Below are 20436 nucleotides of genomic sequence, written 5' to 3' on the forward strand. Positions count from 1 at the left end.
TGGTGGGCTCAGCCCTTGCTGACCATGGAGCGCAGGAAGAACCGCAGGTTCGCGGGCTTCTCGGCGAGGCGGCGCATGAAGTAGCCGTACCAGTCGGTGCCGTAGGCGGTGTAGACGCGCATGCGGTGGCCCTCCGCGGCCAGCCGCAGGTGCTCGTCGCTGCGGATGCCGTACAGCATCTGGAACTCGTACTCGTCGGGCTTGCGTCCGGCCTTGCGGGCGAGTTCCTGGCCGATGGAGATCAGGCGCGGGTCGTGGGACCCGATCATCGGGTAGCCCTCGCCGTCCATCAGCGTCTTCAGGATGCGGACGTACGCCTTGTCGATCTCCTGCTTGTTCTGGTACGCGACCTCGGCGGGCTCCTTGTAGGCGCCCTTGACGATGCGCACCCGGCTGCCGTTGCCGGCGAGCCGGCGGGCGTCGGCCTCGGTGCGGAAGAGGTAGGCCTGGATGACGCAGCCGGTCTGCGGGAAGTCCTTCCGCAGCTCGTCGTGGATGGCGAACATCGAGTCGAGGGTGGTGTGGTCCTCGGCGTCCAGGGTGACCGTGGTGCCGATCGCGGCGGCGGCCTCGACGACCGGGCGGACGTTGGCGAGGGCCAGTTCGTGGCCGCCCTCCAGCGCCTGGCCGAACATGGACAGCTTCACGGACATCTCGACGCGCTCACCGAGGTCGAGGCCCTTCAGGCGCTCGATCAGCTCCAGGTAGGCGTCCCGGGCGGCGGTGGCCTGCTCCGGGGTGGTGATGTCCTCGCCGACGACGTCCATGGTCAGCTCCAGGCCCTTGGCCGTGAGCTCCGAGACGATCGGGACGATGTCGGCCACGGTCTCGCCGGGGATGAACCGGTCGACGACCTGCTTGGTGACCGGGGCCGCCGAGATCAGGCGTCGCATCCGGTCGCTGCGCGACGCGGCGAGAATCACGGGACCCAGCACGGGGCACCTCCACAGAACAGCCGAAACGGGCCGCATCCCTACGAGTCGGGTACGGCACGGAGAACCACCGTGAAACCTAAGGATCTCTCCGATCGTCGGCCATCGACAGCTGTCACGCATCCCTGCCGCAGATCTCAGACAGATGTATGAAGAGACCTCGGACGTGAGGCAGAATGCCCGGGTGACGCCGGAATTCAAGGGTGACTACCAGGAGCTCGTCGACGAGATCTCCGAGCTCCTCGGCGCGCCCGCGACGCTGGAGAACCGGGACTTCGAACTGATCGCCTTCGGGACCTACGACAGCGAGGACGCCCTCGATCCGTCGGCCCTGGACCCGGTCCGCACCCGGTCGATCCTGACGCGGCGCTCCACGGCGGCGGTGCGGGAGTGGTTCGAGGGCTTCGGCATCACGCGGGCGACCGGTCCGGTACGCATCCCGCCGACGCCGGAGGCGGGCGTCTACCGGGGGCGGATCTGCCTCCCGGTGCGCCACCGGTCCGTGGTGCTCGGCTACGTCTGGCTGCTGGACGACGACCCGGGGCCGACGGACGCCCAGCTGACGGCCGCCATGCAGGTGAACGCCCGGATCGGCGCGCTGCTCGCGGACGAGGCGCAGCACGGGGCGGATCTGACGCGGGAGTTCCGCGCGGTGCTCACCGCGGAGCGGGGCTGGCAGCAGGACATGGCGGTGGCCGCGCTGCGGACGGCGCTGGGGCCGCGGGGCGAGGGGACGCACGCGGTGCTCTGTGTCGCGCCCTGGCCGTCGGCCGACCCGGACGACGCGCCGTCGGCGCGCACGGTGCCGCACGCGACGGCCCTGTGCACCCTCCCGTGGGGCGCCGCGGAGCACGCTCTGGCCGTCCTGGTCCGGTTGCGCTCGGCGGACGTGCACGTCCCGGCGCAGGCGGCGGCGCAGCGGCTGCTGCCGGAGGGGGCCCGTACGGCGGCCGGGATCGGTGAGCCGCGCGCCGGCCTGTCGGGCCTGGCCGCGTCCTGGCAGGAGGCCTCGGCGGCGGCGCGGGCGGTGCGGGCGGAACCGCGCCTGGGCCCGGTGGCCGAGTGGTCCGGCATCGGGCCGTACCGGCTGCTGACCGCGCTGCCCGCGGACGCCGGCCGGGACGCCTCTGTGGCTCCGCTCCTCTCCCCCGCCCAGCGGGAGCTGGCCCGCACGGCGGAGACCTATCTGGACAACGCCGGCCAGGCCGCCCGCACGGCCGCCGCCCTGGGCATCCACCGGCAGACCCTGTACTACCGGCTCTCCCGGGTGGAGGCGCTCACCGGCCTGGACCTGGACGACGGGGAGGACCGGCTGCTGCTGCACATGGCCCTGAAGGCGGCGCGGCTCTGAGCCGGCCGGGCTCCCTCAGGCTCCTTCGAAGCCGGCGAGCACCTGGCGCAGCCCGCGGGTGAGCTGGGCCGCCTCGGGCGCGGTCTCCGGGTCGAAGGTCCACTGCATCAACAGGCCCGTCATCAGGGTCAGATAGAGGTAGCCCGTCGAGTCCACGGCTTCCTCCGTGACCTCCTCCTCGGGCACGCCGCTGAACAGGGCCACCATGCCGCGCGCGGCCTCCCGCTGGGCGCGGGCCAAGTGGCCGCGCAGTTCGGGCAGTCGGTCGCCCATGGCGACGATCTCCACGCTGAGCCGCCACAGCGAGCCGGACTCGCGCATGGTGCCGATGATGTTCGTCCAGACCTCCTGGAAGCGCTCCGGTGAGCCCGGCGCGCCCCGGACCTCGGTCACACCGCCTTCAAAGGCGGTCGACATTCCCTCGACGAGCTCGACGTAGGCCTGGGCGAGGAGGGCGTCCTTGGAGCCGTAGTGGTAGCCGATCGAGGCCAGATTGGTGCCCGACTCCTTGACGACGTCGCGCGCCGTGGTCCGCGCGAACCCCTTTTCCAGCAGGCAGCGCTTGGCGCCTTCGAGCAGATCCTCACGGTGTCCCATGGGCGTCACCCTACCGCCGGATCCATACAGCCGTCCCATACAGACGACTTATACAATCGTTCTAGACAGCCGTTTAATACGGCTGTACGTTGCGGGGCATGACGAATCCGACGAGCACCACCGCCTCCCCGAACTCCCGGGCCGGGCGCCGCGAATGGACCGCCCTCGCCGTGCTGATGCTGCCGCTGCTGCTGGTCTCGATGGATGTCTCGGTGCTCTACTTCGCGATCCCCTCGATCAGCGCGGACCTCGCACCCACCGCCATCCAGCAGCTGTGGATCTTCGACATCTACGGCTTCGTGCTGGCGGGCCTGCTGATGACGATGGGCTCGCTCGGCGACCGGATCGGGCGCCGCCGGCTGCTGCTGACGGGCGCGGTCGCCTTCGGCGCCGCCTCACTGGTCGCCGCCTACGCGAACAGCGCCGAGACCCTGATCGCGGCCCGCGCGGTGCTCGGCATCGCCGGCGCGACCCTGATGCCGTCGACCATGGCCCTGGTGCGCACGATGTTCACCGACCCGGGGCAGCGCGCGAAGGCCGTCGGCGTGTGGTCCGGCGTGATGACGGGCGGTATCGCGCTCGGCTCGGTGATGAGCGGACTGCTGGTCGAGTACTTCTGGTGGGGTTCGGTCTTCCTGGTCAACCTGCCCGCGATGGCCCTGCTCCTGGTCCTCGGTCCGATGCTGCTGCCGGAGTCCAGGGACCCCTCCCCCGGCCGCTTCGACTGGCCGAGCGTCCCGCTGTCGATGGCCGCGCTGCTGCCCGTGATCTACGGCCTGAAACTGTTCGCGGGCGTCGGCTGGAACACCCGCTCCGTCGTGTGCGTCACCGCCGGCCTGCTCTTCGCCGCCCTCTTCGTCCAGCGCCAGCGCACCGCCGCCTCGCCGATGATCGACCCGGCGCTGCTGCGCGGCCGCGGCTTCACGCCCGCCGTCGTGCTGAACCTGATCGCCGCGCTGGCGATCATGGGCTCGGCGTACTTCACCACGCAGTACCTCCAGTCGGTGCTCGGCAAGAGCGCGCTGGAGGCGGCGCTGTGGGGCCTGCTGCCCTCGGTGCCGATCGGTGCGGCGGCGCCGGTCGCCGCCCTGCTGGTGCAGAAGGGCGTCAACCGTGCCTACGTCGTGGGCTCCGGCTTCGCCGTCACCGGCTGCGGCTTCGGACTGCTGACGCTGGCCGGGACCGACTCGCTGGCGCTGCTGCTGACCGCCTGCGCGGTGCTCGCCGCCGGCTGTGTCGTGGTGATGTCCCTGATCACGGATCTGGCCCTGGGCGCCGCCCCGGTGGAGAAGGCGGGCTCCGCCTCCTCCCTGCTGGAGACGGGCGCGGAGTTCGGAGGCGCACTGGGCATGGCGGTCCTCGGGTCCATCGGCGCGGCCGTCTACCGCCACGAGATCCCGGCCTCGGCGCCGGAGACCGCCCGGGAGACGCTGGGCGGCGCCCTGACCGTCGCCGACGACTTCCCCGGCCTGGCCACGGCCGCCCGGGAGGCGTTCACCAGCGGCATGAACGCGGCGGCGGTCGGCGGGGCCGTGCTCGTCGCCGGGGCGGCCGTACTGGCGACGGTGACACTGCGGCGGGTGACCGTGCGGGAGACCCCGGCCGAGGAGCGGGAACCGGCCGCCGTCTGAGGCGGGTCCGGAGAGGACCGACGACGCGGAACGCCGGCCGGGCCGGGACCCGCAGGGGTCCCGGCCCGGCCGGCGTTCCTCACCTCGTGAGGGCTCAGACCAGGTTGACCGACCGGGCCGACGTGGCGCCGATCTCCGCGGACACCTCGGACAGCACGGCGGAGGGCACGGTGTCGTCCACGGTCAGCACGGCCAGCGCCTCGCCGCCGACCGCGGCACGGGCGACCTGCATGCCACCGATGTTGATGCCCGCCTCGCCGAGGATGCGGCCGACGGTGCCGACGACGCCGGGACGGTCCTCGTAGCGCAGGACGACCATGTGGTCGGCGAGCGCGAGGTCCACGTCGTAGTCGCCGACGGCGACGATCTTCTGAAGGTGCTTCGGGCCGGCCAGGGTGCCGGAGACGGAGACCTCCTCGCCGGTGCCGAGCGTGCCGCGCACGGTGACGACGTTGCGGTGGTCCGGGGACTCCGAGCTGGTCGTCAGACGCACCTCGACACCGCGCTCCTGGGCGAACAGCGGGGCGTTGACGTAGGAGACCGTCTCGTCGACGACGTCCTCGAAGACACCCTTGAGCGCGGAGAGCTCCAGCACCTTCACGTCGTACTGGGTGATCTCGCCGTAGACCTCGACGTCGAGGCGGACCGCGACCTCACCGGCGAGCGCGGTGAAGATGCGGCCGAGGCGCTCGGCGAGCGGCAGGCCCGGCTTGACGTCCTCGGCGATGACACCGCCCTGGACGTTCACCGCGTCCGGGACCAGCTCACCGGCGAGCGCGAGGCGCACCGAGCGGGCGACGGCGATACCGGCCTTCTCCTGCGCCTCGTCGGTGGAGGCGCCGAGGTGCGGGGTGGCGACGACCTGGTCGAACTCGAACAGCGGGGAGTCCGTGCAGGGCTCCTTCGCGTACACGTCGAGGCCGGCACCGGCGACCCGGCCCTCCTTGAGGGCGGAGTACAGCGCCTCCTCGTCGACGATCCCGCCGCGCGCGGCGTTGACGATGCGCACGCTCGGCTTGACCTTGCGCAGCGCCTCGTCGCCGATCAGACCGACCGTCTCCGGGGTCTTCGGCAGGTGGACCGTGATGAAGTCGGAGACCTCGAGCAGCTCGTCCAGCGAGAGCACCTTCACACCCATCTGGGCGGCGCGCGCGGGCTGGATGTAGGGGTCGTAGGCGACGACCTTCATCCCGAAGGCGGACATGCGCTGGGCGACGAGGGCGCCGATGCGGCCGAGGCCGACGACGCCGAGGGTCTTCTCGGCCAGCTCCACGCCGGTGTACTTGCTGCGCTTCCACTCGCCGTTCTTCAGCGCGGCGTTGGCCTGCGGGATGTGGCGGGCGGTGGCCACGAGGAGACCGCAGGCCAGCTCGGCGGCGGTCACGATGTTCGAGGTCGGGGCGTTGACGACCATCACGCCGGCCTTGGTGGCGGCGGAGACGTCCACGTTGTCCAGGCCGACGCCGGCTCGTGCGACGACCTTCAGCTTGTTCGCGGCGGCGATCGCCTCGGCGTCGACCTTGGTGGCCGAGCGGATCAGGATCGCGTCCACGTCGGCGATGGCCGGGAGCAGCTCGGCGCGGTCGGCGCCGTTGCAGTGGCGGATCTCGAAGTCCGGGCCAAGCGCGTCCACGGTCGCGGGCGACAGCTCTTCAGCGATGAGTACGACAGGTTTCGAGCTCACGTGAGTCCTCACAAGTCCAATGCATGCGGACGGCCGTCCCGACGGCCGCAGGCGGAGGAGGGGGCTAGTCGCGTGGAGACGCACGACGCTGTGGGCCTGACGCGTATGTTGTGCAGCAGTGTAGTAGCGCCACGAGATGCGTACTTCGCCTGTGCGGAAGGATCACCCGTCCGTGGCTGGACGGGTTGGACAACGGGGCCGGAGCTCAGTGCCCCGGCCCCGTCCTCATGAGGCTCAGGCCTCCTCGTCGACCCAGCTCATCAGCTTGCGCAGCTGCTTGCCGGTGGTCTCCAGCAGGTGCTCGGAGTCCTGGCTCTTGTACTCGTTGTACTTCTTCAGACCGCCGTGGTACTCGTCCATCCAGTTCTGGGCGAAGGTGCCGTCCTGGATCTCCTCGAGGACCTTCTTCATCTCGGCCTTGGTGGCGTCGGTGATCACTCGCGGGCCGGTGACGTAGTCGCCCCACTCGGCGGTCTCGGAGACCGACCAGCGCATCTTCTCCAGGCCGCCCTCGTACATGAGGTCGACGATCAGCTTCAGCTCGTGCAGGCACTCGAAGTAGGCGATCTCCGGCTGGTAGCCCGCCTCGACCAGGGTCTCGAAGCCGGCCTTGACCAGGGCGGAGGTGCCGCCGCAGAGCACGGCCTGCTCGCCGAACAGGTCGGTCTCGGTCTCCTCGGTGAAGGTCGTCTTGATGACCCCGGCGCGGGTGCCGCCGATGGCCTTGGCGTACGACAGGGCCAGCTCGAAGGCGTTGCCGGTGGCGTCCTGCTCGACGGCGGCGATCGCGGGGACGCCGCGACCCTCCTCGTACTGGCGGCGGACCAGGTGGCCCGGGCCCTTCGGGGCGACCAGGGCGACGTCGACGCCGGCCGGGGGCTTGATGAAACCGAAGCGGATGTTGAAGCCGTGCGCGAAGAACAGCGCGTCGCCGTCGTTGAGGTTCGGGGCGATGGACTCCTCGTAGACCTGGGCCTGGATCGGGTCCGGGATGAGGATCATGATGACGTCGGCCTCGGCGGCGGCCTCGGCCGGGGTCACCACGCGCAGACCCTGCTCCTCGGCCTTGGCCTTGGACTTGGAGCCCTCGTGCAGACCGACGCGGACGTCGACACCCGAGTCACGGAGCGACAGCGCGTGGGCGTGGCCCTGGCTGCCGTACCCGATGACCGCGACCTTGCGGCCCTGGATGATGGACAGGTCGGCGTCGGCGTCGTAGAACAGCTCGGCCACTTTGGGTTCTCTCCTTGGGTGCAGGTGTTGCGTCCCACCGTATGACGGTGAGGGGAGGGGAAGTCTCGGGGTCTCGGTATACGGGCGGCCGGTGTCCCCCGGCCGCCCGAATCCGGCTTAGGCCGACCGGTCGAGGGCGCGCAGCGACCGGTCGGTGATCGAGCGGGAGCCGCGGCCGATCGCGATCGTGCCGGACTGGACCAGTTCCTTGATGCCGAAGGGCTCCAGCATCTTCAGCATGGCCTCCAGCTTGTCGCTGGAGCCGGTGGCCTCGACGGTGACGGCCTCCGGGGAGACGTCGACGGTCTTGGCGCGGAACAGCTGGACGATCTCGACGATCTGGGAGCGCGTCTCGTTGTCGGCGCGCACCTTCACCAGAACGAGTTCACGGGCGACGGCCTGCGAGGGCTCCAGCTCGACGATCTTCAGCACGTTGACGAGCTTGTTGAGCTGCTTGGTCACCTGCTCCAGCGGCAGGTCCTCGACGTTCACCACGATGGTGATGCGGGAGATGTCGGGGTGCTCGGTGACGCCGACCGCGAGCGAGTCGATGTTGAAGCCGCGACGGGAGAACAGCGCGGCGATCCTGGCCAGGATGCCCGGGGTGTTCTCCACCAGGACGGAGAGCGTGTGCTTGGACATGTTCTGAACTCGCCTGTCTCTCAGTCGTCTTCGTTGTCGCCGAAGTCGGGGCGGACGTCCCGGGCGGCCAGGATCTCGTCGTTGGAGGTGCCGGCGGCGACCATCGGCCACACCATGGCGTCCTCGTGGACGATGAAGTCGACGACGACCGGACGGTCGTTGATCGAGTTGGCCTCCTCGATGACCTTGTCCAGGTCCTCGGGGGACTCGCAGCGGATCGCGTGGCAGCCCATGGCCTCCGACAGCTTCACGAAGTCGGGGACGCGGGTGCCGCGGGCCTCGGGGTTGACGTCGTCCGGGCCCGAGTGCAGGACCGTGTTGGAGTAGCGCTGGTTGTAGAACAGCGTCTGCCACTGGCGGACCATCCCGAGGGCGCCGTTGTTGATGACGGCGACCTTGATCGGGATGTTGTTCAGGGCGCAGGTGGTGAGCTCCTGGTTGGTCATCTGGAAGCAGCCGTCGCCGTCGATCGCCCAGACGGCCCGGTCGGGCGCGCCGGCCTTGGCGCCCATGGCGGCCGGGACGGCGTAGCCCATGGTCCCGGCGCCGCCGGAGTTCAGCCAGGTGGCGGGCTTCTCGTACTGGATGAAGTGCGCGGCCCACATCTGGTGCTGGCCGACGCCCGCGGCGAAGATCGTGCCCTCGGGGGCGAGCTGTCCGACGCGCTCGATGACCTGCTGCGGGGACAGCGAGCCGTCCTGCGGCTGGTCGTAGCCGAGGGGGTAGGTGTCGCGCCAGCGGGACAGGTCCTTCCACCACGCGCTGTAGTCGCCCTGGTGGCCCTCGCTGTGCTCCTTCTGGACGGCCTGGACCAGGTCGGCGATGACCTCGCGGGCGTCTCCGACGATCGGCACGTCGGCGGCGCGGTTCTTGCCGATCTCGGCCGGGTCGATGTCGGCGTGGACGATCTTGGCGTACGGGGCGAAGCTGTCCAGCTTGCCGGTGACGCGGTCGTCGAAGCGGGCGCCGAGGGCGACGATCAGGTCGGCCTTCTGGAGCGCGGTGACGGCGGCGACCGAGCCGTGCATGCCCGGCATGCCCACGTGCAGCGGGTGGCTGTCGGGGAACGCGCCGAGCGCCATCAGCGTGGTGGTGACGGGCGCGCCGGTGAGCTCCGCGAGCACCTTCAGCTCGGCGGTGGCCTGCGCCTTGAGGACGCCGCCGCCGACGTAGAGGACGGGCCGCCTGGCACCGGTGATCAGCTTGGCGGCCTCGCGGATCTGCTTGGTATGCGGCTTGGTGACCGGGCGGTAGCCGGGCAGGTCCATGGTGGGCGGCCAGGAGAACGTCGTCCTCGCCTGGAGGGCGTCCTTGGCGATGTCGACCAGGACCGGGCCGGGGCGGCCGGTGGAGGCGATGTGGAACGCCTGCGCGATCACCCGCGGGATGTCCTCGGCCTTGGTGACCAGGAAGTTGTGCTTGGTGATCGGCATGGTGATGCCGACGATGTCCGCCTCCTGGAAGGCGTCCGTGCCGATCGCCTTGGAGGCGACCTGGCCGGTGATCGCCACCAGCGGCACCGAGTCCATGTGGGCGTCGGCGATCGGGGTGACCAGGTTGGTGGCGCCGGGGCCGGAGGTGGCCATGCAGACGCCGACCTTGCCGGTGGCCTGCGCGTAGCCGGTGGCCGCGTGGCCGGCGCCCTGCTCGTGGCGCACCAGGACGTGGCGCACGCGCCGGGAGTCCATCAGCGGGTCGTACGCGGGAAGGATCGCACCGCCGGGAATGCCGAATACGGTGTCGGCGCCGACCTCCTCGAGAGAGCGGATGAGGGACTGCGCGCCCGTGACGTGCTCGGGGGCGGACTGATGTCCTCCGGATCGGGGCCGCGGCTGCGGGTGATGGGCCCCGGTGGCCTGCTCGGTCATCGGCATTCTCTTCTCGATGCTGAGGGTTTTTGCGAGGTTTCGTGCGGTGTGCGGCTGTTGTACAGCTTGTCCTGTGCAACAAAAAACCCCTCGTGCCTAGAGGCAAGCGAGGGGAGCGCGCCGGGTGGGTGCACTGGGAGTTCCGGGTCGTCCGGACGTCACCAGTTTCAGCCGACGCGCTTTCCAAGTACGAGAATTCGGGTGCGCATGGAACTGACCCTCCCCCCGGCGCGCACGTGGTGTCAAGTGGGTGGGACGGGAGTCTCATTATGTGAGCGAAGGGCCGTCCCGCCTCCGAAGACGGTGGTCACTCCCTCGTAGCCGCGGCCTCCGCCGCCCGCGAACGCGGGCTCCACCGGACCGTGCGGCACCGGATAATGGCCGGAAGTCAGCGCCCGGCGCAGCCGGTACTCGTCCAGCGGCCCGGCGAAGGCCAGACCCTGCCCCTGCGTACAGCCCATCGAGCGCAGGGCGACGGCCTGTTCCGGCAGGTCCACGCCGTCGGCCACGGACTGGAGCCCGAGGTCGCCGGCGATGCGCAGCAGCCCGGCGGTGATCTTGTGCAGCCGCGCGGACTCGACGACGCCCTCCACGAGACTGCGGTCGAGCTTCAGTATGTCGACCGGAAGCCGCCGCAGGGCGGTGATCGCCGCGAATCCGTTGCCGAAGCCGTCCAGCGCGATCCGTACGCCGAGCCGCCTGAGGGCGGCCAGCCGCCGCTCCAGGTCGTCCAGCACCTTGAGGTCGGGATCGGACAGCTCGATCACCAGCGCGCCGGAGGGCAGTCCGTGACGGGTCAGCAGCGCCTCGACCGAGCTCAGCGGCAGCGAGCGGTCCAGCAGCCGCCGGGCGCTCATCCGCACGACGACCGGTACGGCGTGCCCCGTGCCGGTGCGCTCGGCGGCCTGCTCCACGGCCTCCTGGAGCACCCAGCGCCCCAGTTCGGCGGTCTTCTCGCTGTCCTCCGCGACCCGCAGGAACTCCGCCGGGGTGAACAGCACGCCCTGGGAGGACCGCCAGCGCGCCTGGGCCGCGACCGAGGTGATCCGGCCGTCCTCCAGCGACACCACCGGCTGGTGGAGCAGCGTGAACTCCCCGTCGTGCAGCGCGGCCCGCAGCCGTGTCGCCAGCTCCGCCTTGCGTACGACGTCCTGCTGCATCTGGGGTTTGTACAGCTCGACGCGGCCCTTGCCGGCCGACTTGGCGCGGTACATCGCCAGGTCGGCGTTGCGCAGCAGTTCGCCCGCGCCGAGGCCCGGCTCGGCGAAGGAGACGCCGATGGAGGCGGCGACCCGGACATCGTTGCCGTCGATGACGTACGGCTGCGACAGGGTCACCCTGAGGCGGTCGGCCAGCTCCATGATGTGGCGTTCGCGGGCCGCCCGGTCGCGGCCGCCGTCCCCGAGGATCAGGGCGGCGAACTCGTCGCCGCCGAGCCGGGCCGCGGTGTCGGTCTGCCGGACGGCGTCCTGGAGCCGGCGCGCGGCCTGGACGAGCAGTTCGTCCCCGGCCTGGTGTCCGATCGTGTCGTTGACGGCCTTGAAGCCGTCCAGGTCGATGAAGAGCACGGCCGTGCCGCGGTCGGTGGAGCGGCGGCCGGACAGGGCCTGCTGCACCCGCCGGGTGAACAGGGCGCGGTTGGGCAGGTCGGTGAGCGGGTCGTGCTCGGCGTTGTGCTGGAGCTGTGCCTGGAGGCGTACCCGCTCGGTGACGTCCCGGCTGTTGAAGATCAGGCCGCCGTGGTGGCGGTTGACCGTGGACTCCACGTTCAGCCAGCCTCCCCCGCCGTCGCCCTCGCCCTCGCCCGGGCGGGAGGTGCCCCCGCCGCCGGAGCGGAAGCGGCACTCGATCCGGGTGGTGGGTTCGTCGGCCGGGCTGGCGGCGAGGAAGCGGCGCACCTCGTGCACCACGCGGCCCAGGTCCTGCGGGTGGATCAGTTCGGCCAGTTCGGTGCCCACCAGGTCGTCGGCGGGGCGTCCGTAGACCCCGGCCGCGGCCGGCGAGACGTACCGCAGGACACCGCTGGGCGCGGCGATCATGATGACGTCGCTGGAGCCCTGCACCAGGGAGCGGAAGTGGTTCTCCTTCTGCGCCAGTTCCTGGGTGAGGGTGATGTTGTCGAGCAGCATGATGCCCTGGCGCACCACCAGCGCCAGCACGACGGTGCCCGCCGTGAGCAGCACGACGCGGTCGACGCTGCGGCCGTTGAGGACGTTGTAGAGGATGCCCAGCGTGCAGACGGCCGCGGCGAGGTAGGGGGTGAGGGCCGCGAGCGATCCGGTGATCGGGCGGGCGGCCGCGTACCGGCCGGACTCCTGGTTGCCGCGCTGGAGATGCTGGGCGGCGCCGCGCTGTCCGGGCACATGCTCGTGCACCACGCGTGTGTGCGGCTCGTCCTCGTCGTGCCCGGAGCGGGGCGTGACCCACGGCGCGTAGGCGAGCAGCAGGGAACCGGCGAACCAGCCGGCGTCCAGCAGTTGCCCGGAGCGGTAGTTGTTGTGCAGCAGCGGTGAGGTGAACAGCGCGTCGCACATCACGGTCAGGGCGAGGGCGCCGATCGCGGTGTTGATCGCGGAGCGGTTGGCGCCGGAGCGCCGGAAGTGCAGGGCGAGCACCATGCTCACGAGCGCGATGTCGAGCAGCGGATAGGCGAGGGTGAGCGCGGAGTGCGGCACGCTCGACCCGTCGGCACGGGCCGTCTGCGCGAGTGCCAGGCTCCACGACAGGGTGAGCAGGGAGCCGGCGATCAGCCAGGCGTCCAGCACGAGGCAGACCCAACCCGCCTTCGTCACGGGCCGCTTGGCGAGGACCAGCAGTCCCACGATGGCGGGCGGCGCGAAGCACAGGAAGAACAGGTCGGCGTAGCTGGGGCTCGGCACGGGGCGGCCCAGCACGACCTCGTACCAGCCCCAGATCAGATTGCCCAGGGCCGCCATCGCCGAGGAGAGCGCGAACAGCAGCCAGGCCGGGCGGAACCGGACCCGGCGGCGCCGGGCGTAGAGGAAGCAGGAGACGGCGGCGGTGCCCGCCGCGGCGCTCAGCCCGAAGTCGCCCATGATCAGGGCGGCTTGCTCGGAGCCCCAGCCGAGCGCGGAACCGACGGCGTATCCCGCGCACACCAGGGCCAGCCCCAACTGGCGGACCGGGCTCACCCCGCCCTGGCCGGCCGGCGGCCGTCCCAGGGACGAGGCCGGTACCGGCAGGGCCCGCAGCACTCCGTCGAGCGTCGTCGTCGGGGGCGGCGAGCTCACCGGTCGCTCCCGGTCCGGGCCGCGCTCTCCGGGGAGCGGTGGGCGGGGTGGGTCTGCCTCCTGCGCCCGCTGTGCCTGCGGTGGTCGCTGTGATGGCAGTGGCCGACGTGGCAGCCGCGTCTGTGCGCGGCCGGGTGCCAGGGTCGCCGTCGGCGGCCTCGTCGCGTCGGATCGTTCGTCCATAGGCCGTGCATCGCCCGTCGCCCCCCTCGCAGTCTCACAAGTCCGTCCCCGGCGCCGATCGGTGCGCGGCGCAGCCCCTGTCGGGACGATACACCAGTCTCGTCACTCAGGGACATAGCTTCTCTACGCTCCGTGACGATCAGCGGCAGGGTGGGCACCGCCCGCATCCGGAGGACTGCGGAGGGTACCCGAAAGGGGTTACGCGCCGGTCGCCCCCGTAGTCAGGATCACGTTCGCGAGGGGCTCCCGGTTCACGAACCGGCGTACCTGGTCCGCGATCAGGCGCTTGGCACGGGGCATGAACGCGGACGTCGGACCGCCGACGTGCGGGCTGATGAGCACGCCGGGCGCACGCCACAGCGGGTGGTCCGCGGGCAGCGGCTCCGGGTCGGTCACGTCGAGCGCGGCGGTGACCCGGCCGCGCTCCAGTTCGGCGAGCAGGGCGTCGGTGTCCACGACGGCCCCGCGGGCGACGTTGACGAGCAGGGCGCCGTCCTTCATCCGGGCCAGGAAGTCCTTGTCCACCAGGCCGCGGGTGCTGTCGGTGAGAGGCGTGGACAGCACGACGACATCCGCCTGCGGGAGCAGCGCGGGCAGTTCGGTGAACGGGTGCACGGGCCCGCGCGCCGTGGTGCGCCCCGAGCGCGCGACGCGCGCCACCCGCGCGAGCTCGAAGGGCGCGAGCCGGTCCTCGATGGCCGAGCCGATCGATCCGTATCCCACGATCAGTACGTTCCTGTCGGCCAGGGCGGGCCGGAAGCCGCCGAGCCACCGCCCCTCGTCCTGGGCGCGCACGAAGTCGGGGATGCCGCGCAGGGACGCCAGGATCAGCGCGAGGGTGAGCTCGGCCGTGCTCGCCTCGTGCACTCCTCGCGCGTTGCACAGCCGTACGCCCGGGCGCAGATGCCTCAGGCCCGGTTCGACGTGGTCGATGCCGGCGGACAGCGTCTGGACCACCTCGACGCGGCTCATGCCGGGCAGCGGGCGTACGCCGACGCCCACGGGCTTCATGTAGGGCACGACGTAGAAGACACAGTCGGCGGGGTCCGCGGGGAAGTCCTCGCCGCCGTTCCAGAAGCGGTAGCCGGGACCTTCGGGGAGGCCCTCGATGTCGTCCGCGGGGATGGGCAGCCACACGTCAGCAGTCATGGTCAGGAGGCTATGCCAGGGGTATCGGGCGCAGAGGTTAGGTTGGGGGCCGAGAGAGGGAGGGATGCTGCCAGGTGGAGCGCAGGACGATCGGCGCGGGGGCACTCCCGGTGGGGGCCGTCGGGCTCGGGTGCATGCCGATGAGCTGGGGGTACAGCACGTCCCGGCAGCGGGGCGACGAGTCGCTCAGAGCGGTGCACCGGGCGCTCGACGTGGGCTCGACGCTGCTGGACACGGCCGACATGTACGGCCCGTTCACCAACGAGCTTCTGGTGGGGCGGGTGTTGAAGGAGCGCCGGGCGGACGCGTTCGTGTCGACGAAGGTCGGACTGCTGGTCGGTGAGCAGCACATCGTCGCCAACGGCCGCCCCGGGTACGTGAAACGGGCCTGCGACGCGTCCCTGCGACGGCTGCAGACGGAGGTGATCGACCTCTACCAGCTGCACCGCGCGGATCCCGAGGTGCCCGTGGAGGAGACCTGGGGCGCGATGGCGGATCTCGTCCGGGCGGGCAAGGTAAGGGCGTTGGGCCTGTGCGCGGTCGGGGTACGGGGCGGCCGGCGCTCCGGGCAGCGGCTGTACGACCCGACGATCCGGCAGTTGGAGCGGGTGCAGCAGGTCTTCCCGGTGAGCGCGGTCGAGGCCGAGCTGTCGCTGTGGTCCCCGGAGGCGCTGCGGGCGCTGCTGCCGTGGTGCTCGGCGCGGGGCATCGGGTTCCTGGCGGCGATGCCGCTGGGCAACGGTTTCCTCACCGGCACGCTGACGCCGGGCGAGGGCTTCGAGCCGGACGACATGCGTGCCCGGCATCCCCGTTTCACCGCCGAGATGATGGCGGCGAACCAGCCGATCGTCGCGGGGCTGCGCCGGGTCGCCGCCCGGCACGGCGACGGGGTCACGGCCGCGCAGGTGGCCCTCGCGTGGGCGCTGGCGCAGGGGCCGCACGTGGTGCCGGTGCCGGGGGCGAAGCGGGAGCGCTGGGTGGCGGAGAACGCGGCCGCAGCGGGGCTGCGGCTGTCCGCGGAGGACCTGACGGAGCTGGCCGGGCTGCCGGGGGCGCGGGGGTCCTGGGACTGACGGTGCGGCTGGGGGCGGCTGGGCCGGCGGACACGTGACCGGTTCCGTCCCGGTGGCGACGGCCGGGGAGTCACGAAATTATGGGGGACTGTTCGGGGGAACGGGAACCTGTGGGGCGCGGGCGGTGTATGAGAGGGAGAACCCGTCGCGTCGAAGGGACCATGATCGTGCAACGTCGAGTGGTGACCGCCGTACTGGCCGCGGCCGCGCTCCTGGTGACGGCAGGATGCTCCTCCGACGACGGGGGCACGGACCCGCCGTCGGGCGGCCGGAGCACCTCGGCGTCCTCCGGGGCACCGTCCTCCGGCGGCCCGGCGGAGGAGACCCCGCCCGCGAAGGGCTCGGTGAAGGTCGTGCGGACGGTCGCCGAGGGCCTCAAGTCGCCCTGGGGCCTCGCCCCGCTGCCGGGCGGAGGGCTGCTGGTCTCCTCCCGTGACGAGGCCACGATCAGCCGGGTCGACGACCGGACCGGCCGGGTGACCGAGCTGGGCGAGGTGCCCGGGGTGACCCCGGAGGGCGAGGGCGGCCTGCTGGGCATAGCCCTCTCCCCCGACTACGCCTCCGACCACATGGTCTACGCGTACTTCACCTCCGCCTCGGACAACCGCGTCGTGCGCGTGCTGTACGACCCCGAGAGGCCGGCCGGAGAGCAACTGGGCGCGCCGGACACGGTGTTCAAGGGCATCCCCAAGGGCTTCGTCCACAACGGCGGGCGGATCGCCTTCGGCCCGGACAAGATGCTGTACGTGGGCGCGGGCGAAACCGGTGAGACCGGTCTGTCGCAGGACGAGTCCTCGCTGGGCGGCAAGATCCTGCGGCTGACCCCCGAGGGCGAACCTGCCCCGGGCAACCCGTTCCCGGACTCGCCGGTGTACTCCCTGGGCCACCGCAATGTGCAGGGGCTGGCCTGGGACGACCGGCAGCGGCTGTTCGCCTCGGAGTTCGGGCAGAACACGTGGGACGAGCTCAACGCGGTCCGGCCTGGCGGCAACTACGGCTGGCCGGAGGTCGAGGGCCGCTCCGACGGCTCCGACGGCTCCGGATTCGTCGACCCCATCGCCCAGTGGCGCACCGAGGAGGCCTCTCCGAGCGGGCTCGCCTACGCCGAGGGGTCTCTGTGGATGGCGGGCCTGCGCGGCGAACGCCTGTGGCGTGTCCCGCTGGGCGGCGCCGAGGCGTCCGCCGACCCGCAGGCCTTTCTGGAGGGCGACTACGGGCGTCTGCGGACGGTCGTCTCCGCGGGTGGGAACAAGTTGTGGCTGGTGACCAGTGAGACGGACGGGCGGGGTTCCCCGGGGAACGGTGACGACCGGATCCTGGAGCTGGAGGTTAGGTAGGGGGTCTGGGGGTGGGTGCGCGTCGAGTGTGGCCGGTCGCGCGGTTCCCCGCGGGCTTGGGGGTGCGTGCGCGTCGAGTGTGGCCGGTCGCGCGGTTCCCAGCGGCCTGGGGTGCGTGCGGGTCGAGTGTGGCCGGTCGCGCGGTTCCCCGCGCCCCTTAGGGCGTGGCGGCCGGGGAGGCGGGTCGGGGTTGGGCTAGGTGGGGGTGTCTGGCGTCGCGGGGTCCTCCGTGGCGGGCTCCGGGGGTCTGATGACGACCTTGCCGGAGGCCAGGTCTATCGGGCCGCGGCCCGGGTCGTTGGCGCCGACGTCCTCCCGTGTCAGTTCCAGCCGTTTCTGCTCGTCACGGGTGTGCTTGCGACCCGGGGCGAAGAGGTCCTCGAAGGCGTTGAACATCGCGTCCCTTCCCGTGGCCGCGTGGCTCACCCGGATCCATCATCGCGCGACCGCCGCCTCCCCCGCCGCCGGAGGGAAGAGTCCCAGCCTGTGGGCCACGGCGGCGGCCTCTCCCCGGCCGGCCACACCGAGTTTGGACAGGATGTTCGAGACGTGGACGCTGGCGGTCTTCGGGGAGATGAAGAGTTCCTCGGCTATCTGGCGGTTGGTACGGCCGTCGGACACCAGGCGGAGCACATCGCGCTCGCGGCTGGTCAGGCCCAGGGCCTCGACCGGGTCGGCGGGGGCAAGGGCGGGCCGGGTGCCGCCGTCGAGGGCGAGGCGGGCACGCTGGGCGAGGCGGGTGACCCGGTCGGCCAGCGGGGCAGCGCCCAGGTGGCGGGCGACGGCGAGGGAGAGGCGGAGCAGTTCGGTGGCGCGGTCGGCGCCCGTGGGTGTCGTGCCGGGGGTGAGGAGGGACTCGGCGAGGCGGTGGCGGGCGCGGGCCAGGTCGTAGGGGCGGTCGAGCTGTTCGAGGTCGGCGACGACCTCGGACCAGCGGTCGGGTTCGGGGGTGCGGCGGGCGGCTCGGTGGAGTTCGGCGCGCAGCCATTTCTCGTGGGTCAGCCAGACGGGGGCGCCGGTGGGGAGCTTCTTCGCGGCGTCGGCGATCCGCTCCAGGGTGTCCTCCCGGTCCGCGCGCAGGGCGGGCAGGTCGGGGGCGTCGGCCTCGGCGGCGGCCGCGGCGAGGAGGAGGGGCCAGCCGTAGCGCTGCGTGCCGGGCGGGAAGCCGGCGTCGAGGACGCGTAGGAGTTCCCCGCGGGCGTCGCCGAGACGGTCCTCGGCGGCGGCGAGACCCAGGGTGAGAGCGGCGACCGGCAGCCACTGCTGGGGCATCGGGTCGTGGGTGCCGAAGTACCGCAGGGCCGAGGACAGTTGGTCATGGGCTCCGGGGAGGTCGCCGCGGCCCAGGGCGATCTGGGCGAGGATCAGCGTGGCGCCGCCCTGCGGTTTGGCGCTCTGGCCGCGGCCCAGCGAGGTCGTGGCGGCCTCGACGGCCTCGTCCCAGCTGCCGAGGGCGTAGAGCGACTCGGCGAGGTTGGTCCACACCCAGGCCTCGGAGTGCAGCAGGCCGAACTTGCGGGTGAAGACGGCCCCCGCGCGCAGGATCGGCACGGCTTCCTGCGAGCGGCCGACGGCGTCCAGCTCGGTCGGCAGGTTCACATAGGCCCGGCCCGCGACATGCGCGGCGCCCTCGCGCAGGGCGAGCCGTTTGACCTCGGCGAGCTCGCTGAGCCCGGCGGTGGTGTCACCGGCGTCGACGGTGAGGACGCCGAGGGTGAGGCGGGCGTTGAGCTCGATCTCGCGGGCGCCGACCATACGGGCGTACTCCACCGCGCGCTCGGCGGCCGCGAGGGCGTCGGGGCCGGGCTCGTGCAGCATGGACCAGCTCGCGACGCTGGAGAGCACCTCGGCGTGCACCTCCGAGGGCGGCAGACCGCGGACGAGTTCCTGGGCCCGGGCCAGTTCGGCCCAGCCGTCGCCGCGGGCCTTGGCCTGGATGAGGCGGGAGCGCTGGACCCAGAACCAGGCGGCGCGCAGCGGGTCGGGCTCGTCGTCCAGCAGCCGCAGGGCGCGCTTGGTGATCTTCAGCGCGCGTTCGCGTTCGCCGCAGAAGCGTCCGGCGAGGGCGGCCTCGGCCATCAGGTCGAGGAAGCCCAGGGTGGCGGTGGCGGGGTCGCAGCCGCAGTAGGCGTCGGTGTAGTCGGCGAGGCTCAGGGCGGCGCGGGTGTCCTCGGGGGCACTGTCCCACAGGTCCATCGCGCGTTCCAGGAGCCGCAGCTGCTCGGCGTAGGCGTGCCGGCGACGGGCGGAGGCGGAGGCGTCGAGGACGGCGGGCAGGGCCTTGGCGGCGTCGTGGGCGTTGTACCAGTAGCTGGCGAGGCGGGTGACGCGCTCGTCGGCGGGGACGAGGGTCGGGTCGGCCTCCAGGGCTTCGGCGTAACGGCGGTTGAGGCGGGCGCGTTCGCCGGGGAGCAGGTCGTCGCCGACGGCCTCGCGGACCAGGGAGTGGCGGAAGCGGTAGCCGTCGCCCTCGGCGGTGGGGGTGAGGATGCTGGCGTGCACGGCGGCGCGCAGGGCGTCGATGAGGTCGTCCTCGCAGAGGCGGGCGACGGCGGCCAGGAGCCGGTGCTCGACGGTGGAGCCGCCCTCGGCGACGATCCGGGCGACCTGCTGGGCGCTGTCGGGCATCTTCTCGACGCGGACGAGCAGCAGGTCGCGCAGGGAGTCGGTGAGACCGGTGGCGCAGCCCTCGTGGGCGGCGACGGCGAGTTCCTCGACGAAGAAGGCGTTGCCGTCGGAGCGTTCGAAGATCGCGTCGACCTGGGCGGGGTCGGGTTCGGCGGCGAGGATGCCGGCGATCTGGCGGCGGACCTCGTCGTGGTCGAAGCGGTCGAGTTCGAGTCGGCGGACGGTGCGCAGCCGGTCGAGTTCGGCGAGCAGGGGGCGCAGCGGGTGGCGGCGGTGGATGTCGTCGGAGCGGTAGGTGGCGAGGACGACCAGGCGGCCGGTGCGCAGGGTGCGGAAGAGATAGGCGAGCAGATGACGGGTGGAGGCGCCGGCCCAGTGCAGGTCCTCCAGGACGATGACGACGGTGCGGTCGGCGGCGACGCGTTCCAGGAGGCGGGCGGTGAGTTCGAGGAGCCGTGCGGTGCCCTCCTCGTCGTGGCGGCCGGTGCCGGTGTCGCCCAGTTCGGGGAGCAGCCGGGCGAGTTCCTCCTCCTGGCCGGCCGCGGCGGCGGCCAGTTCGTCCGGCAGGGTGCGGCGCAGGGTGCGCAGCGCGGTGGAGAAGGCGGCGAAGGGAAGTCCCTCGGCGCCGATCTCTACGCAGCCGCCCAGCGCGACGACGGCTCCGGCGCGGGCGGCGGCGGCGGTGAACTCCTCGACGAGGCGGGTCTTGCCGACCCCGGCCTCGCCGCCGACGAGAAACGCCTGCGGCTCGCCCGCGGCGGCGCGGGCGAGCGCTTGGTCCAGCGTGTCCAACTCCTCGGCGCGGCCTACGAATACGGGACTGACGGTCCTGGTCTCCACGGGTGCGAGCATCGCACGCGGGTGCGAAGTCGCGGGA

The 20436-nt window shown here is 72.0% G+C and carries 14 protein-coding genes; 4 read left to right on the plus strand and 10 right to left on the minus strand.

Annotated features, from left to right (window positions below):
* Positions 1-8: 8 nt before the first annotated feature.
* Positions 9-935, minus strand: coding sequence for a proline dehydrogenase family protein (locus ACFYR0_RS31935; RefSeq protein WP_389335900.1), 927 nt, complete (start codon positions 933-935; stop codon positions 9-11).
* Positions 936-1116: 181 nt separating this feature from the next.
* Here ACFYR0_RS31935 and ACFYR0_RS31940 point away from each other — a divergent pair, with 181 nt between their 5' ends.
* Complete coding sequence (locus tag ACFYR0_RS31940) at positions 1117-2283, plus strand: PucR family transcriptional regulator (RefSeq protein ID WP_389335903.1); 1167 nt, start codon at positions 1117-1119, stop codon at positions 2281-2283.
* 15 nt (positions 2284-2298) lie between these two features.
* On the opposite strand, the gene ACFYR0_RS31945 is transcribed toward ACFYR0_RS31940, so the two are convergent.
* A complete protein-coding gene (locus ACFYR0_RS31945; protein WP_389335906.1) occupies positions 2299-2880 on the minus strand; it encodes a TetR/AcrR family transcriptional regulator in 582 nt (193 codons plus the stop codon).
* 98 nt (positions 2881-2978) lie between these two features.
* Between ACFYR0_RS31945 and ACFYR0_RS31950 the strand changes: the two genes are divergently transcribed.
* Positions 2979-4511: an MFS transporter gene (locus ACFYR0_RS31950; protein ID WP_389335909.1), complete on the plus strand. Its 1533-nt coding sequence runs from the start codon at positions 2979-2981 to the stop codon at positions 4509-4511.
* Between the two features lie 94 nt (positions 4512-4605).
* Here the strand turns inward: ACFYR0_RS31950 and serA are convergent, their stop codons facing one another.
* From serA to ACFYR0_RS31980, 6 genes are all read right to left on the minus strand, one after another.
* Positions 4606-6195, minus strand: coding sequence for a phosphoglycerate dehydrogenase (gene serA, locus ACFYR0_RS31955; protein ID WP_389335912.1), 1590 nt, complete (start codon positions 6193-6195; stop codon positions 4606-4608).
* A 234-nt stretch (positions 6196-6429) separates the two neighbouring features.
* The gene (gene ilvC, locus ACFYR0_RS31960) at positions 6430-7428 is read right to left on the minus strand and encodes a ketol-acid reductoisomerase (protein WP_389335915.1); all 999 of its coding nucleotides are present in this window, start codon (positions 7426-7428) and stop codon (positions 6430-6432) included.
* Between the two features lie 117 nt (positions 7429-7545).
* Entirely contained in the window at positions 7546-8070 is a 525-nt protein-coding gene (gene ilvN, locus ACFYR0_RS31965) for an acetolactate synthase small subunit (RefSeq protein ID WP_386383443.1), read from the minus strand.
* Positions 8071-8090: 20 nt separating this feature from the next.
* Entirely contained in the window at positions 8091-9944 is a 1854-nt protein-coding gene (locus ACFYR0_RS31970) for an acetolactate synthase large subunit (RefSeq protein WP_389335918.1), read from the minus strand.
* A gap of 236 nt (positions 9945-10180) precedes the next feature.
* Positions 10181-13189 carry a putative bifunctional diguanylate cyclase/phosphodiesterase gene (locus ACFYR0_RS31975; protein WP_389335921.1) on the minus strand — a complete coding sequence of 1003 codons (3009 nt, stop codon included), beginning with the start codon at positions 13187-13189 and terminating at the stop codon, positions 10181-10183.
* Positions 13190-13570: 381 nt separating this feature from the next.
* On the minus strand, positions 13571-14521 hold the full coding sequence (locus tag ACFYR0_RS31980) for a 2-hydroxyacid dehydrogenase (protein ID WP_389335924.1): 951 nt from the start codon (positions 14519-14521) through the stop codon (positions 13571-13573).
* Positions 14522-14595: 74 nt separating this feature from the next.
* Between ACFYR0_RS31980 and ACFYR0_RS31985 the strand changes: the two genes are divergently transcribed.
* Both ACFYR0_RS31985 and ACFYR0_RS31990 read left to right on the plus strand, forming a co-directional pair.
* On the plus strand, positions 14596-15594 hold the full coding sequence (locus ACFYR0_RS31985) for an aldo/keto reductase (RefSeq protein ID WP_386383451.1): 999 nt from the start codon (positions 14596-14598) through the stop codon (positions 15592-15594).
* Positions 15595-15755: 161 nt separating this feature from the next.
* Complete coding sequence (locus tag ACFYR0_RS31990) at positions 15756-16931, plus strand: PQQ-dependent sugar dehydrogenase (RefSeq protein WP_389335927.1); 1176 nt, start codon at positions 15756-15758, stop codon at positions 16929-16931.
* 195 nt (positions 16932-17126) lie between these two features.
* On the opposite strand, the gene ACFYR0_RS31995 is transcribed toward ACFYR0_RS31990, so the two are convergent.
* Both ACFYR0_RS31995 and ACFYR0_RS32000 read right to left on the minus strand, forming a co-directional pair.
* A complete protein-coding gene (locus tag ACFYR0_RS31995) occupies positions 17127-17327 on the minus strand; it encodes a DUF6191 domain-containing protein (RefSeq protein WP_389336084.1) in 201 nt (66 codons plus the stop codon).
* Positions 17328-17366: 39 nt separating this feature from the next.
* The gene (locus ACFYR0_RS32000) at positions 17367-20411 is read right to left on the minus strand and encodes an AAA family ATPase (RefSeq protein WP_389335930.1); all 3045 of its coding nucleotides are present in this window, start codon (positions 20409-20411) and stop codon (positions 17367-17369) included.
* Between the last annotated feature and the right edge of the window lie 25 nt (positions 20412-20436).

The sequence above is a fragment of the Streptomyces sp. NPDC005017 genome (genome assembly GCF_042873115.1).
Taxonomy (GTDB): Bacteria; Actinomycetota; Actinomycetes; order Streptomycetales; family Streptomycetaceae; genus Streptomyces.

Excerpts from the sequence above, each read along its gene's own strand:
- ACFYR0_RS31945 (WP_389335906.1), bottom strand. The coding sequence starts at position 2,880 with ATGGGACACCGTGAGGATCTGCTCGAAGGCGCCAAGCGCTGCCTGCTG.
- ACFYR0_RS31950 (WP_389335909.1), top strand. The coding sequence starts at position 2,979 with ATGACGAATCCGACGAGCACCACCGCCTCCCCGAACTCCCGGGCCGGG.
- ilvN (WP_386383443.1), bottom strand. The coding sequence starts at position 8,070 with ATGTCCAAGCACACGCTCTCCGTCCTGGTGGAGAACACCCCGGGCATC.
- ACFYR0_RS31970 (WP_389335918.1), bottom strand. The coding sequence starts at position 9,944 with ATGCCGATGACCGAGCAGGCCACCGGGGCCCATCACCCGCAGCCGCGG.
- ACFYR0_RS31980 (WP_389335924.1), bottom strand. The coding sequence starts at position 14,521 with ATGACTGCTGACGTGTGGCTGCCCATCCCCGCGGACGACATCGAGGGC.
- ACFYR0_RS31990 (WP_389335927.1), top strand. The coding sequence starts at position 15,756 with ATGATCGTGCAACGTCGAGTGGTGACCGCCGTACTGGCCGCGGCCGCG.
- ACFYR0_RS31995 (WP_389336084.1), bottom strand. The coding sequence starts at position 17,327 with ATGTTCAACGCCTTCGAGGACCTCTTCGCCCCGGGTCGCAAGCACACC.
- ACFYR0_RS32000 (WP_389335930.1), bottom strand. The coding sequence starts at position 20,411 with ATGCTCGCACCCGTGGAGACCAGGACCGTCAGTCCCGTATTCGTAGGC.